Here is a 12,896-nt window from a genome sequence, read left to right as displayed (position 1 = left end):
TGTGACGTCCGGCACAAAAGGGTAGGTGGGGTTGATGGGGTCACCGATCGTGGTGATGGGCGTTTCCGGCTCCGGTAAGTCGACCGTGGGCGCGGCGCTTGCACAGCGCATTCGCGTGCCGTTCGCCGACGCCGACGATTTCCACCCACCCGCCAACATCGCCAAGATGACCTCAGGTGAACCGCTGAACGACGACGACCGGTATCCCTGGCTCGAGGCGATCGGTGCCTGGCTCGCCGCGCGCAGCACCGACGGCGGTGTGATGAGCTGCTCGGCCTTGAAGCGCAAGTACCGCGACCAACTACGGCGCCACTGCGGTGACGTGATCTTCCTCCACCTCGCCGGATCGCCTGAGGTGATCAGCAGGCGGCAGTCCAGCCGCCCTGGCCATTTCATGCCCGCCTCGCTGCTGGCGTCGCAATTCGCCACCCTCGAGCCGCTCGCCGAGGACGAAGGTGGCGTGACAATCGACGTCGACCAGGACATCGATTCGGTTATCGAAACCTATCTGGCCCTTATGGATTCGCGCGCAACCGAACAGGAGAACACATGACCCCGGCACTCACTGTCCTTGCGGCCGATACCGAGTTGGCCGAGCCAGTTGCCGCCGGCTGGCAGCTCGTGCTCGCCGCGCTGGCGGGCATCGCGCTGATCGTCGTCCTGATCACTGTCGCCAAGCTGCATCCGTTCCTTGCGCTGATCTTCGGCGCCCTGACCGTCGGCATCGTTGCGGGGGTCAACATCGGCGACGTCCTGGAATCGTTCGCCGACGGGTTCGGCACCACGGCCGCGGGCGTCGGCGTTCTGATCGCCCTCGGCGCGATGTTCGCGAAGCTGCTGGCCGACTCCGGCGGCGCCGACGAGATAGTCGACACCATCGTCGGTCACGCGTCGCCGAGGGCATTGCCGTGGGCGATGGCGCTCGTGGGCTCGATCATCGGGCTGCCGATGTTCTTCGAGATCGGGCTGGTGCTGCTGATGCCCGTCATCTACCTGGTGGCCAAGCGTTCGCAGTTGTCGCTGATCACGGTCGGAATTCCGGCGCTGGCAGGGCTTTCGGCCATGCACGGGCTTGTGCCGCCGCACCCGGGACCGCTCACCGCGATCGACCTCCTCGGCGCGGATCTCGGTATCACGCTTGCGCTCGGCGTCGCGGTGGCGATTCCGACGGTGATCGTGGCAGGCCCGCTGTTCGGGCGACTCGCCGGAAAGTGGGTCGTCCTCGATGTGCCCGATCGGTTCGACGCCGATGACTTCGACGGCAACGGGGGAGTCGGGGCCGCGGCGGGGGAGGTGGAAGCCGACGGCACCCGTGCGGCAACGCAGACGGCCACGCGCACCGAGCGACAGCGACCCTCCTTCGGCATCACGATGTTCTCGGTGCTCCTTCCCGTAGCACTGATGATGGGCAAGGCGCTGGTCGACATCTTCATCGAAGACGAGAACAACCTTCTCCGACAGACTTTCGACATTCTCGGGCGTCCGCTGATGGCGTTGCTGATCGCCGTCATCGTCGGCATGTTCACGCTGGGTCGCGGCGCCGCGATGACCCGCGATCACATTACGAAGTGCATTGAGACATCGTTGCCGCCCGTCGCGGGCATCATCCTCATCGTCGCCGCGGGCGGCGGGTTCAAGCAGGTGCTCGTCGACACCGGTATCGGAACGAAGCTGGCGGAATGGGCCACGGCGGCCAACGTCTCGGTCATCCTGCTGGCCTGGGTGCTGGCCGTGCTGATCCGCCTCGCGACGGGTTCGGCGACGGTCGCCACGATCACCGCGTCCTCGCTGATGCTCGGACTGGTCGAGGGGATGAGCACCGGCGAGGTGTCGCTGATCGTGCTCGCCGTCGGCGCAGGCTCGCTGTTCTTCTCCCACGTCAACGACGCCGGTTTCTGGCTGGTGAAGGAGTACTTCGGGATGAGCGTGGGTCAGACCATCAAGTCGTGGTCGATCATGGAGACGGTGCTGTCGGTGACCGGGCTCATCCTGGTGCTGCTACTCGGGCTGGTGATCTGACGCTCAGCGTTTGACGACCTGGGTTCCGCCCGCGAGGTCGTCGTGCTTGCCCTGCTTGGTCGGGCTACCGCTGATGGTCACCGCGATCACGATCATCGCGACGAAGGCGAGCAGGCCGCCGACGAACGGAATGATCGGGAACAGCGTCCACAAGTTGCGGATCGCAGCCTGTTGCGCCGTCGGCTTCGGTGCGCCGCCGGGACCGTGCACACGCAGGCCGAGCACCCGCTTGCCGGGCGTCCAGCCCTGGGCGGTTTCGAACGCGACGAAGTACGCGAACATCAGCAGGCCGGTGAACAACCCGGTCACCCAGACGCTGGACAGGGTGTCGGTGAAGAAGCTGAGCAGAAAGCTGACGATACCGACGACGATGCCGTCGATGAGCCTGGCGAAGAACCGGACGACAACGCCGCCCCGCTCGAGACCGGCGGGAAACGGTGGCGGATAGCTTCTGGGATCGCTGCCGTACGTCGGATCGGTGGTCATGATCGCCAATTTACCGGCCCGACGCTTCCGCCAGGCGTACTCAGCTCAGACGACGGCGCTGCTTCTTCGCCTCGCGCTTGGTCTGCTTGGTCTGAGTCCGTGCGGTGTCGGCGAAAGTGCTTGCGCGGTCGCGGGCGGCCTCTGCCCGATCCCGGGCAGCTTCGGCGAGCTCAGGTGCGCGTTCGCGCGCCACCTCGGCCAACCCGGCGGCGCGCCCGCGCGCAGCGTCGGCGAACTCCGGTGCCCGTTCGCGCGCGACGTCGGCCAACTCGGCGGCTCGTCCCCGCGCGGCCTCGGCCAGCTCGGGTCCGCGCTCACGCGCGATCTCGGCCAGCCCGGCGGCTCGTTCGCGAGCGGCTTCGGCTATCTCGGGCGCCCGGTCGCGGGCGACGTCGGCAAGTTCGGCGCCTCGCTCTCGCGCCGCGCTCAGGCCGTGGCCCAGCTTCTCGGCGAACGCGCTGTCGGAAAGCGCTCCGCCGGAGGCGGCTCCGACAGGCAGCGCGGCGGTGACCGCCCGGGCCGCGCGACGGCCGCGCCACCCGAGCGACGGTTTGCCCTCGGTGTCGACGGCCGCGATGATCAGCCCTCCGAGCAGGCTCAGGTCGGTCATGAAGGCCCGGCGTTCGTCCGCCTTGCGTTGCGGGTCGGGTTCGTTCCAGAACATGTGGCCACCGAGACTGCCCGGTATGACAGTGAATGCCAGTGCGGCGGAGGCCAATCGCGGCATCTTGCCGGTTGCCAGCAGCAGTCCGCCGCCGATCTGCACGGCGGCATTGACCCGCGCGAAGTTCTCGGCGTCGGACGGCACCTTCGTGCCGATCGAGTCGGGTAGCTTACGCATGCCGTCGAGAGCGGGGCGGGCCGCGTCGGCGGCGGTCTTGGGGTTTCGGATTGCATCCACCCCTTGCCCGATGAAAGCCACAGAAAGGAGCGGGCGCGCGATACGTCGGATCAACATGGCCCAGGGGTTCCCAAGCGCAGCGCGTCACAAACCCTAGTAGGACCGGTCGGCTCTGCGGCGAAGTGGCAGCGGTATCAGGAACCAGAACACGATGAATGCCGCCAGCGTGGACCCCCCGGCGGTCCACCCGGCGGCAGGCCCCGCCACCGTGTCGAATATGACTGTGGCTACGCCTGCGAGGGAGAAGCCGAGAAGTACCAACCCGGCGACCGCGCACGCGTGGGACACCGACACGATTGCATCCAAACGGTGCCTGCGAAAGAGCACACGATGCATGCCGACCGGCGCGACCAGCAGAACGGTGGCGCCGAGCGAACATCCGACGGTCACCAGATACACGGTCTTCATCGTGCCGTCGAGCTGGGTGAAGCGTTGCTGGAACGGGATGGTGAGCAGGAATCCGGTGAGCAGCTGCACCCCGGTCTGGGTCACCCTGAGCTCCTGCAGCAGACTCGACCAATTCCGGTCCAGCCGTTGAGCTTCCGTTTCGTCGCGATCGGCATCCCACCGCTTGTTCGCTTCCGGATGCTCGGTGTCCACGAAGCTCATTCTGGCAGGGGAGAGGTCACCAATGGCGCGATCGGCGGTTTCAGTTCGCGGCGTAGCGCAGCAGGGCGATGCCGGACGGAAACGACTTCGGCGGCTCGACCGAGGTCAAACCTGACATCGACACGCCGTCGGGAAACAGCCTGCGGCCTCGCCCCTGCACGACGGGATAGACGAACAGTCGGTACTCGTCGACGACGCGGGCCGCGATCAGGCTGTGAGCGAGGCTGATGCTGCCCGTGAGCACGATGTCCTTGCCCGGCTGCGACTTCAACTCGCGCACCCGGTTTACCGGGTCACCGCCGACAATCGTCGAGTTCGTCCATCGCGGGTCGGTCATCGTCGCCGACACCACGTACTTGGCGACGTCGTTGAGATAGCCGGCGATGCCGGTCTGATCGTCGCTCTGCACCGGCCAGTAGCCGCGGAAGTCCTCGAACGTCTGCCGACCGAGCAGCATCGCGTCGCACTCCGCGTCCTGGTGGTGGGTCTCGGCCAGCAGCTCGTCGTCCTGCAGATGCGGGTCGAACCAGTCGTCGAGCACCTCGATCGACCCGTCGAGCGTGATGTTCTGGGTGATCACGAGTTTTCGCATACTCAAACAGACACACCCACAGTGCGGAACTCATCGCTTCTATTGCGGGTAGCTTCGCAATAATGACCCTCGTCGCCGGTGTCGACTCGTCCACGCAGTCGTGCAAGGTGCTGGTGTGCGACGCGGAGACGGGTGAGATCGTGCGATCCGGCACGGCTGCTCACCCCGACGGCACCGAAGTCGATCCGCAACGCTGGTGGGAAGCCCTTGCCGCTGCCGTCGAGAAAGCAGGCGGTCTCGACAACGTCGCCGCCGTGTCGGTGGGAGCGCAGCAGCACGGCATGGTGTGCTTGGACGAAGGCGGTGAGGTCGTTCGAGATGCGTTGCTGTGGAACGACGTTCGGTCCAGTGCCGCGGCAGCCGAACTCGTCTGCGAGCTCGGCGGAGCAGCGGAGTGGGCCAAGCGCATAGGCGTCGTTCCGGTCGCCGCCATCACCGTGAGCAAACTGCGGTGGCTCGCCGACAACGAACCCGACCACGCCGCCGCGACCGCAGCGGTATGCCTGCCGCACGACTGGCTCACCTGGCGCCTGACCGGCTCGGCCGATCTCGGCGCACTGTGCACCGACCGCAGCGACGCCAGCGGAACCGGGTATTTCTCCGCCGAGTCGAACAGCTATCAGGAGGACCTCCTGGAATTGGCGATGCGGGGGCGGCGGCCGGTGTTGCCAACGGTGCTCGACCCGCATGGCAGTGCCGGCCGAACCCCGAGCGGTGCGGTGCTCGGTCCCGGCGCAGGCGACAACGCGGGCGCCGCGCTGGGCCTGAATGCCCGACCCGGCGACTGCATCGTCTCGCTCGGCACCTCCGGCGTGGTGAGTGCCGTCGGCCATGTGGCGCCGCACGACGCCGAGGGAATCGTCGCGGGGTTCGCCGATGCGACGGGACGACAACTACCGCTGGTATGCACGCTCAACGGTGCGCCGGTGTTGGCCGCCGTAGCGGCGATGCTCGGCGTCGACTACGACGAACTCGACCGGTTGGCGTTGTCGGCGCCCCCGGGTGCGGAGGGTCTGACGTTGGTGCCCTATCTGGAGGGTGAACGGTCGCCGAATCTGCCCAACGCATCGGGGGCGTTGCAGGGGATGACGGCCCGTAACCTCGGCTCGGCCAACATCGCCCGCGCCGGAGTCGAGGGGCTGCTGTGCTCGTTGGCGTACTGCCTCGACAAGATCTCGGCACACGGGGTCGACGCCGAACGGATCATCCTGGTGGGCGGCGGCGCGCGGTCCGAGGCGGTCCGTGTCATCGCACCCTCGATCTTCGGGAAGCCGGTGCTGGTGCCGACGCCCGCGGAGTACGTGGCGCTCGGGGCGGCCCGTCAAGCGGCATGGATGCTGTCGCAATCGGATTCGCCGCCCAGTTGGTCGTTCGGTATCACGACGATGTTCACCGGCGCGCCGACCCCGGAGGTCGTCGAGGCGTATCGAACCGCCCAACCGCTGACCCTGGGGCAGATCTGAGCGCCGACAGCCCGCGAATGTGACCAATTTCGCACCATCGACGTGACGTTATTTATTGCTTCCGACGGCTTTCATAGGGCACCCTAACTTCCTTGAAGCGCGTACTTGACGATGGGAGGTGCCCATGGCCGACCTCGACTTCGCCTACGACTTGACGTTGGACGAGGCACGAAGGCGCACCGCTGTGCTCGAGGCGATCGGTGATGAATGGGACCCGGTTGCGGTCCTCGCCGAAGAGAACGAGGCCTACGAATTGCTCTATTCGAACCTCGACGATGAACAGCAACGCATCTACGACGAATTGGTCAGCGCAGGCGTGCTGCCGGAGCGGGACCGCGACCGTGTTGCCGATTGACCCGACCGCCGACCGGTCCCGCCGCGCCTGGCTGGAATGCCCGCGTTGTGAGCACGGCCGTGCCTGCGCCGACTGCCAGAGCAGCGCTAACTGCGCGACACACTGGCAGTACCTGTTGAGCAACAGGGGCACGGTGGTCCACCTGCAGTGCCCGACCTGCGCCCATCTCTGGTCGACCGAAACGCGCCGACGAACGGGCCGGCAGCGAAAGGCCGCCTGACCTGCTCAGGCGATCGGCCGCGGCCATGCAGGCCACGGCAACGGCTCACCCTTCGGCGGCCGCAGCCGGTCGAGCACGACACGCAGCGGGGGCCAGGTGGATCTGCCGCGCCGGGTCGCGGCGTAGGCGGTCAGCACCACTTTCGGGTCCGCGAGCGGCAGCACGGCGACGCCGGGATGTGTTGGCCTGCCGATCGGCAGCAGACCGACGCCGTAGCCGGCGGCGATCAGATCCTCGACCAGGTCGAGGCTGTCGATCTCGTGGGCGATCCGCGGGGTGAAGCCCGCGAGTGATGCCAGCGTACGGACCGCGTCTTCGTCCGCGGTGTTGCGCGAGTTGACGATCCACGTTCGATCGGCGAAGGCGCTGATATCGGAAGCCCCGTGCGCCGCGGACTCGGCAGGCACGGCGAGTCCCCATTCGACAGACCACAACGGGACGGTCTCCAACGCGGGACCAGGGGAGGCGGGCGCGAGGTTGTAGTCGTAGGTCAGCGCGAGGTCGAGGTCGTCGTTGGTGAGCAGTGCGAACACTTCGATGGGCTCGTACTCACTGATCACGAACTCGACCTTCGGATAATGCTCGGCGAGATCGGCGATCATCGGCAGCAGCGAGACGCGAAGTCCGGTGGCGAACCCGCCGACGCGGACGGTTCCGGCGGGTTCGGCGTCCGGATCGAGGTCGAGGCGGGCGCTGTCGACGGCAGCCAGGATCGTGACGGCATGATCGGCCAGGCGCTGTCCGGCGGGGGTCAATCGCACCCGTCTACCTTCGGGCTCGATCAGCTTGGCGCCGGTTTCCCTTGCGAGAGCGGCGATCTGCTGAGACACCGTCGATGTCGTCAGATGATGGACGTCGGCGACCGCGCGCATGGAGCCCAGTCGCGAGAGGGCCAGGAGCAGCTGCAGCCGGCGTGTGTCCATGGCTATCGCATCAGGCTGTCGGGGGAGAAGCCGTCCGCGCTCGCCTCGCGCGATGCGAACAGCCACCGGTCACCCACGGGGACGAGCACGTCGCGGTACCTGCCCCAGTGGTCGACGCCGATGTTCGTGACCGCGAGAAAGTAGCTGCTCACCTCGACACGATCGCGGGTCACCACCCCGAACCTCATGCTCGAAACATGGTGACGCACATGGGTCAAGGGGACAGGGCCTGCGGCGAAGCGACTGACCTGCCCTCCCAGTCCCGCGACGATTGCGTCCGGCCCGATCATCGGATCGCCTGCGCTGATCTTCAGTACGCCATCAGGCGCGAAGCATGCCGCGATGTCCTCGAGCCGGTTGCGGTCCGTTCCCGTGGTGTAGTCGGCCAGCGTCTGCCGGACCGACTCCCTGACCATGATCTCCCAGAGTTGCACGAACCGATTGTTCGTGATCGGTGAACGTTCTGTCCAGAGCATTCACATTTGACGGACACCGGCTTGGCCGCGCTTTAGGGTGATCGGGTGAACGTGTTGCTCGGCATCGACATGGGAACGGGGAGCACGAAGGGTGTTCTCGTGGACGCCGTCGTTGGGTCGGTATTGGCGACCGAGACCATTCCGCATTCGATGGACCTGCCGAGACCCGGCTGGGCAGAGGTGGACGCCGAGTCGGTCTGGTGGCGCGAAATCTGCGCCATCGGCACCTCGCTGATGGCCGAACTGCCCTCCGGTGGCCGCCTGACCGGAGTGTGTGTTAGTGGCGTCGGTCCGTGCCTCGTCCTCTGCGGAGACGATCTTCGCCCATTGCGCCCTGCGATCCTCTACGGCGTCGACACGCGCGCCGCCGCCGAGATCGCATCGCTGACAGCGGAGTTCGGCGAAGAGAACATTCTGCAGCAGGCCGGCGCCGCACTGTCCAGTCAGGCGGTCGGCCCGAAGCTGGAGTGGGTGTACTCCCACGAGCCCGACGTGTTCGAGCGCGCGACGGGGTGGTACGGGTCGAACTCCTTCATCGCGGCGAAGCTCACGGGTGAGTACGTGATGGATCACCACACCGCCAGCCAATGCGACCCGCTCTACGCCACGCGTGACTTCGACTGGAACCGGCAGTGGGCCAATCGGATTTGCCGTCATCTCCCGCTCCCGCGCCTGGCGTGGCCAAGCGATGTCGTCGGCAGCGTCACCGCCGAGGCTGCTTCGGCCACCGGGATTCCGGTCGGCACACCGGTTTCCGCGGGAACCGTCGATGCCTACGCAGAGGCGTTCTCGGTCGGGGTGCGGCGTCCCGGCGATCAGATGCTGATGTACGGCTCGACGATGTTTCTGGTGCAGATCATCGCCGACTACTACAGCTATCCGACGCTATGGACGACGGTGGGGGTCGAGAAAGGCAGCCTTGCCCTCGCCGCGGGCACCTCGACGGCCGGTAGCCTGATCGGCTGGCTGCAGGGGATCACCGGCGGCCCATCCTTCGACGACCTGACGAAAGAGGCGATGGAGGTGCCGCCCGGCAGCGACGGGCTCATCATGTTGCCCTATCTGGCGGGCGAGCGGACGCCGGTGTTCGACCCGCAGGCGAGGGGAGTGCTCGCCGGCCTGACGATGCGACACGGTCGCGGCCACGTGTTCCGCGCGGCCTATGAGGGGATCGCGTTCGGAATCCGGCAGATCCTGGAACTGTTCGGCGATGCGCACGCCGCGCAGCGCACGGTCGCGGTGGGCGGAGGGCTGCGCAGCCCGGTCTGGGCGCAGGCGGTCAGCGACGTCACCGGGCGCACCCAGTTGATTCCCGAGCAGGCCATCGGGGCCAGCTACGGTGACGCGTTGCTCGCCGCGATCGGGGTGGGGCTGGTGTCCCCGGACACGGATTGGGCGACAATCGCCAGGGAGATCGCACCCGACCCCGGTAAGCGCGCGCTCTATCAGGACCAGTATGAGACGTGGCGCGAGTTGTACCCGGCCACAAGGGATGTCATGCATCGGCTGAGCGCCGAGGCCAACCCACGCTAGAAACGATTGTTTTGATATGCCGAACGGTATGTCCAGATAAATTACGTGGACGCGAACGGATGGGGTGCCGTTCAATGCAGAGGTGACCGACGACCAGGCCCGCACCGGCGCCTTCATGGCAATGGGGTCGATGGCCTGCGTACAGGTGGGGCTCGCGATCGCGGTCACCCTGATCGACGAGATCGGCGTCGAGGGGGCTGCCTGGCTGCGGTTGGCCTGGGCAGGCGTTCTGATGCTGGTGATCGTCAGGCCCCGGCCTGCAGCCTTCACCAGGAAGACATTCGGAGTGTGCGTGCTGCTCGGTGTCGTCACCGCTTCGGTGACCATGTTGTTCATGGCCGCGGCGGGTCGGATCCCGCTCGGCACCGCCAGCGCGCTGGAATTCCTTGGGCCTCTGGGAGTGGCCGTCGCCAACGGCAAGGGCGGCGGTCGGGTGCTGTGGCCGGGCTTCGCCGCCGTCGGCGTGGTTCTGTTGACCCAGCCGTGGGCGGGCGCGGTCGACCCGATCGGTGTTCTGTATGCGCTGGGCGCGGCGGTGTGCTGGGCGTGCTACATCCTTCTCACCCAGCGGGTCGGCGATGAGGTCGCCGGCATCAACGGGCTGGCCGTGTCGATGCCGGTGGCCGGATTGGTGGCGACGGTGGTGGTCGGACCGGGTGTGTTCGACCGGATGACCCCCGAGATCCTGCTGATCGGGATCGGCCTCGCGATCTTGCTGCCGGTTGTGCCGTTCGCGCTGGAGATGATGGCGCTGCGCAGGCTCACCACCGCAGCGTTCGGGACGTTGATGGCATTGGAACCGGGGTTCGCGATGATCGTCGGGCTGATGATCCTGCATCAGGTGCCGGGCGCATTCGGGGTTGTCGGCATCTGTCTCGTGGTCGCTGCGGGCATCGGCGCGGCCCGCACGGGAGCGCGCGCGGCGCCACCATCGGTACCCGTCGAGGTGGGCTGAGGGCTATTCGCTTCTGCGCCGACGACCGACAAGCGCAGCGGCGGTGATGCCGAGCGCCGCGCCGATCGCGGGAGCCGACCACGAACTCGAGAAGCCCAGCACGCTGCTCAGCACTCCGACGACGAGTCCGATGATGAGAGCGACCACGATCAGGATCGCGACGATCTGCCACCACGGCCGCACTCCCGTATTCGCCACCGCGCGAGCGTAACAGCGGATCAGAGGCCGTTGGTAACTTAAACGACATGGCACGCGGTCTCTTCAACTCGCCGCTGGTCGGCATCGTCAACGGGGTGTTCGTCAGGCTGATGAACGTGCCCGGCATCGGGGCGATCGTCCGCCGGGGTCTGGTCGTGATCCGCTACACCGGTCGGCGCTCGGGTAAGACGTTCGAAACACCCGTCGGTTACCGGCGGTCGGGCGATACCGTGAAAATCAACATCGTCGGAGCAGACTCGAAGAACTGGTGGCGCAACTTCCTCGGTGACGGCGCACCGTTGACCCTGCTGAACCTCGACGGCCACGACCGAAGCGGACACGCCGTCGCCGAACGAGACGTCAACGGCCGGGTGTCGGTCACCGTTCGGCTCGAAAGCTAGCGATCGCTCAGGCCTCGAATCGCTTGCGGCGGACCAAGGTTCCGACAGCCAGCAATACCAGGCTGATCACCAGGATGGCGGTCGCCAGTACGTTGATCTGCGGCGGTACGGCGGCCTTGACGGATGCGTTCACATACAGGGGATAGGTGACCGTCGAGCCGCTCACGAAGTACGTGATGATGAAGTCGTCGAGCGACAACGCGAACGAAAGCATCGCGGCGGCGATGATTCCAGGAACGATCAGCGGCAATGTGACCTTGAAGAACGTCCGGATCGGGCTCGCGCCGAGGTCCAGCGAGGCGTCTTCGAGCGTCCAGTCGAAGCCACGAACCCGTGCGCGCACCGTCATCGCGATGAAGCTGACCTCGAATGCGATGTGGGCGATCAGGATCGTGGTGTAGCCGGCCGCCCAGCCGAAGTCGAGGAACAGCGTCAGCAGGGCCGCACCCATCACGACCTCGGGAGCGGTGAGTGGGATCACCAGGAAGGTGTCGACGGCTGTCGAGCCGCGGAATCGTTGTCGCACAAGCGCTATGGCGACCAGAGTACCGAGGACAAGAGCGATCAACGTGGATACGGCGGCGACGTTGAGGCTCAGCTTCAATGCGTCGGTCAGGGCGGGATACTTGAACGGGTCGGCCCAGTTCTTGAGGGTGAAGCCCTGCCACGAGTAGTTGAACTTGCCCTTCGGATCGTTGAACGAGAACAGGATGATCACGGAGATCGGCAGGAACAGGTACAGCAGTACAAGGCCTGCCACGATCCGCAGGATCCAGTCGCCCCACTTCGGCGTGCCCTTGATGGTTTTCGGCGGCCGGTCGATTTGCTCCGCGGCGTTGGCGACGGCGGCACCTGCCTGAGTCGTCATACCAGGTCCTCCGTACCCAGCGCCCTTGTGTAGAGCAGCACGCCGACCAGAATGATGACCATCAGCACCATGGAAAGGGCGGCGGCGGCGGGGTAGTCCTTGACCACGAGGAACTGTTTCTGAATGACATTGCCGATCATCGTCGTCTGGGTACTGCCCAGATAGTCGGCGTTGATGAAGTCGCCTACGGCGGGGATGAAGGTGAGCATGCTGCCCGCCAGTACGCCGGGCATCGCCAGCGGGAGGATCACCTTCCGGAAAGCGCGGGTGTTGCTGGAGTACAGATCCTTCGACGCCTCGAGCAGTCGCGGATCGATCTTCTCCAGGCTGACATACAGCGGCAGGATCATGAAGATGATCCAGTTGTAGGTCAGGCCGCCGATCACGGCCCAACTGGTCGACAGCAGGCGCCCCTCGTCGGGCAGCAGGCCGATCGCACCGAGCGCGCCGACCACCCAACCATCGTCGGCGAGAATCGTTTTCCAGGCGATCGTGCGGATCAGGAACGTCACGAAGAACGGCAGGATCACCAGACCAAGAATGAGGTTCTTGTAGCGGCCCGCCTTGAACGCTATGACGTAGGCGAGCGGGAATGCCAGCAGCACGCACAGCACCGTCGCGACTCCTGCGAAGGTGAACGACCGGATGATCTGGTCTTTGTACGTGCTGAACGCCTGGAGGTAGTTGCCGAAGTCCCACGAGAACGTCAGCGTCGGCAGATAGATCGAACCGCCCGTCGATGACAGCGAGGTGCGTGCCAACGAGACGAAGGGCACCACGAAGAAGATCCCGAGGTAAACGAGGGCGGGCAGGATCATCAGGTACGGAGCGATCTTGCTCCGTTGCCGACTGCTGCTGGCGACACCTGCCATCTATGCTCCTCGCGTCCGCAGTGCC

Annotated in this window: 16 protein-coding genes; 7 read left to right on the top strand and 9 right to left on the bottom strand. The window is 66.1% G+C overall.

Features of this window, described 5'->3' with window-relative positions:
• Positions 1 to 34: 34 nt before the first annotated feature.
• Positions 35 to 553, top strand: a complete 519-nt coding sequence (locus tag C6A82_RS15360) for a gluconokinase (RefSeq protein WP_105343745.1) — start codon at positions 35 to 37, stop codon at positions 551 to 553.
• Positions 550 to 2,019, top strand: coding sequence for a GntP family permease (locus C6A82_RS15355; protein ID WP_105343733.1), 1,470 nt, complete (start codon positions 550 to 552; stop codon positions 2,017 to 2,019). Before C6A82_RS15360 ends, C6A82_RS15355 begins: the two co-directional genes overlap by 4 nt.
• 3 nt (positions 2,020 to 2,022) lie before the next feature.
• Here C6A82_RS15355 and C6A82_RS15350 read toward each other — a convergent pair whose 3' ends face one another.
• The 4 genes from C6A82_RS15350 to C6A82_RS15335 are packed head-to-tail and all read right to left on the bottom strand — an operon-like array spanning position 2,023 to position 4,607.
• Positions 2,023 to 2,505 carry an RDD family protein gene (locus tag C6A82_RS15350; protein WP_105343731.1) on the bottom strand — a complete coding sequence of 161 codons (483 nt, stop codon included), beginning with the start codon at positions 2,503 to 2,505 and terminating at the stop codon, positions 2,023 to 2,025.
• A 40-nt stretch (positions 2,506 to 2,545) separates the two neighbouring features.
• Positions 2,546 to 3,463, bottom strand: a complete 918-nt coding sequence (locus C6A82_RS15345) for a DoxX family protein (RefSeq protein WP_105343728.1) — start codon at positions 3,461 to 3,463, stop codon at positions 2,546 to 2,548.
• Positions 3,464 to 3,499: 36 nt separating this feature from the next.
• Positions 3,500 to 4,015: a DUF6328 family protein gene (locus C6A82_RS15340; RefSeq protein WP_105343726.1), complete on the bottom strand. Its 516-nt coding sequence runs from the start codon at positions 4,013 to 4,015 to the stop codon at positions 3,500 to 3,502.
• A gap of 40 nt (positions 4,016 to 4,055) precedes the next feature.
• On the bottom strand, positions 4,056 to 4,607 hold the full coding sequence (locus C6A82_RS15335; protein WP_105343723.1) for a dihydrofolate reductase family protein: 552 nt from the start codon (positions 4,605 to 4,607) through the stop codon (positions 4,056 to 4,058).
• Between the two features lie 62 nt (positions 4,608 to 4,669).
• Here C6A82_RS15335 and xylB point away from each other — a divergent pair, with 62 nt between their 5' ends.
• On the top strand, positions 4,670 to 6,070 hold the full coding sequence (gene xylB / locus C6A82_RS15330; protein WP_311101365.1) for a xylulokinase: 1,401 nt from the start codon (positions 4,670 to 4,672) through the stop codon (positions 6,068 to 6,070).
• 124 nt (positions 6,071 to 6,194) lie between these two features.
• Positions 6,195 to 6,425 carry a DUF6400 family protein gene (locus C6A82_RS15325; RefSeq protein ID WP_105345713.1) on the top strand — a complete coding sequence of 77 codons (231 nt, stop codon included), beginning with the start codon at positions 6,195 to 6,197 and terminating at the stop codon, positions 6,423 to 6,425.
• A gap of 225 nt (positions 6,426 to 6,650) precedes the next feature.
• On the opposite strand, the gene C6A82_RS15320 is transcribed toward C6A82_RS15325, so the two are convergent.
• Both C6A82_RS15320 and C6A82_RS15315 read right to left on the bottom strand, forming a co-directional pair.
• On the bottom strand, positions 6,651 to 7,568 hold the full coding sequence (locus tag C6A82_RS15320; protein ID WP_105345710.1) for a LysR family transcriptional regulator: 918 nt from the start codon (positions 7,566 to 7,568) through the stop codon (positions 6,651 to 6,653).
• 2 nt (positions 7,569 to 7,570) lie between these two features.
• Positions 7,571 to 8,002: a nuclear transport factor 2 family protein gene (locus C6A82_RS15315; RefSeq protein ID WP_233216951.1), complete on the bottom strand. Its 432-nt coding sequence runs from the start codon at positions 8,000 to 8,002 to the stop codon at positions 7,571 to 7,573.
• An 87-nt stretch (positions 8,003 to 8,089) separates the two neighbouring features.
• Between C6A82_RS15315 and C6A82_RS15310 the strand changes: the two genes are divergently transcribed.
• Complete coding sequence (locus C6A82_RS15310; RefSeq protein WP_199193798.1) at positions 8,090 to 9,577, top strand: FGGY-family carbohydrate kinase; 1,488 nt, start codon at positions 8,090 to 8,092, stop codon at positions 9,575 to 9,577.
• 82 nt (positions 9,578 to 9,659) lie between these two features.
• A complete protein-coding gene (locus tag C6A82_RS15305) occupies positions 9,660 to 10,532 on the top strand; it encodes a DMT family transporter (RefSeq protein WP_199193797.1) in 873 nt (290 codons plus the stop codon).
• Between the two features lie 3 nt (positions 10,533 to 10,535).
• Here the strand turns inward: C6A82_RS15305 and C6A82_RS15300 are convergent, their stop codons facing one another.
• Complete coding sequence (locus C6A82_RS15300; RefSeq protein ID WP_142405972.1) at positions 10,536 to 10,730, bottom strand: hypothetical protein; 195 nt, start codon at positions 10,728 to 10,730, stop codon at positions 10,536 to 10,538.
• 47 nt (positions 10,731 to 10,777) lie between these two features.
• Between C6A82_RS15300 and C6A82_RS15295 the strand changes: the two genes are divergently transcribed.
• Positions 10,778 to 11,131 carry a hypothetical protein gene (locus tag C6A82_RS15295; RefSeq protein WP_105345703.1) on the top strand — a complete coding sequence of 118 codons (354 nt, stop codon included), beginning with the start codon at positions 10,778 to 10,780 and terminating at the stop codon, positions 11,129 to 11,131.
• 7 nt (positions 11,132 to 11,138) lie between these two features.
• On the opposite strand, the gene C6A82_RS15290 is transcribed toward C6A82_RS15295, so the two are convergent.
• Positions 11,139 to 11,999 carry an ABC transporter permease gene (locus C6A82_RS15290; protein ID WP_105345701.1) on the bottom strand — a complete coding sequence of 287 codons (861 nt, stop codon included), beginning with the start codon at positions 11,997 to 11,999 and terminating at the stop codon, positions 11,139 to 11,141.
• A complete protein-coding gene (locus C6A82_RS15285; protein ID WP_105345699.1) occupies positions 11,996 to 12,871 on the bottom strand; it encodes an ABC transporter permease in 876 nt (291 codons plus the stop codon). Before C6A82_RS15285 ends, C6A82_RS15290 begins: the two co-directional genes overlap by 4 nt.
• Positions 12,872 to 12,896: the final 25 nt, after the last annotated feature.

Source organism: Mycobacterium sp. ITM-2016-00318 (genome assembly GCF_002968285.2).
Lineage (GTDB): Bacteria > Actinomycetota > Actinomycetes > Mycobacteriales > Mycobacteriaceae > Mycobacterium.
The sequence above is the reverse complement of the archived record's forward strand: the minus strand, read 5'-3'. Positions and strand labels throughout refer to the sequence as shown.

Coding starts and splice junctions, on each gene's coding strand:
- C6A82_RS15360 (WP_105343745.1), top strand. CDS start 35: ATGGGGTCACCGATCGTGGTGATGGGCGTTTCCGGCTCCGGTAAGTCG.
- C6A82_RS15345 (WP_105343728.1), bottom strand. CDS start 3,463: ATGTTGATCCGACGTATCGCGCGCCCGCTCCTTTCTGTGGCTTTCATC.
- C6A82_RS15340 (WP_105343726.1), bottom strand. CDS start 4,015: ATGAGCTTCGTGGACACCGAGCATCCGGAAGCGAACAAGCGGTGGGAT.
- C6A82_RS15290 (WP_105345701.1), bottom strand. CDS start 11,999: ATGACGACTCAGGCAGGTGCCGCCGTCGCCAACGCCGCGGAGCAAATC.
- C6A82_RS15335 (WP_105343723.1), bottom strand. CDS start 4,607: ATGCGAAAACTCGTGATCACCCAGAACATCACGCTCGACGGGTCGATC.
- C6A82_RS15295 (WP_105345703.1), top strand. CDS start 10,778: ATGGCACGCGGTCTCTTCAACTCGCCGCTGGTCGGCATCGTCAACGGG.
- C6A82_RS15355 (WP_105343733.1), top strand. CDS start 550: ATGACCCCGGCACTCACTGTCCTTGCGGCCGATACCGAGTTGGCCGAG.
- C6A82_RS15285 (WP_105345699.1), bottom strand. CDS start 12,871: ATGGCAGGTGTCGCCAGCAGCAGTCGGCAACGGAGCAAGATCGCTCCG.
- C6A82_RS15350 (WP_105343731.1), bottom strand. CDS start 2,505: ATGACCACCGATCCGACGTACGGCAGCGATCCCAGAAGCTATCCGCCA.
- C6A82_RS15320 (WP_105345710.1), bottom strand. CDS start 7,568: ATGGACACACGCCGGCTGCAGCTGCTCCTGGCCCTCTCGCGACTGGGC.
- xylB (WP_311101365.1), top strand. CDS start 4,670: ATGACCCTCGTCGCCGGTGTCGACTCGTCCACGCAGTCGTGCAAGGTG.
- C6A82_RS15325 (WP_105345713.1), top strand. CDS start 6,195: ATGGCCGACCTCGACTTCGCCTACGACTTGACGTTGGACGAGGCACGA.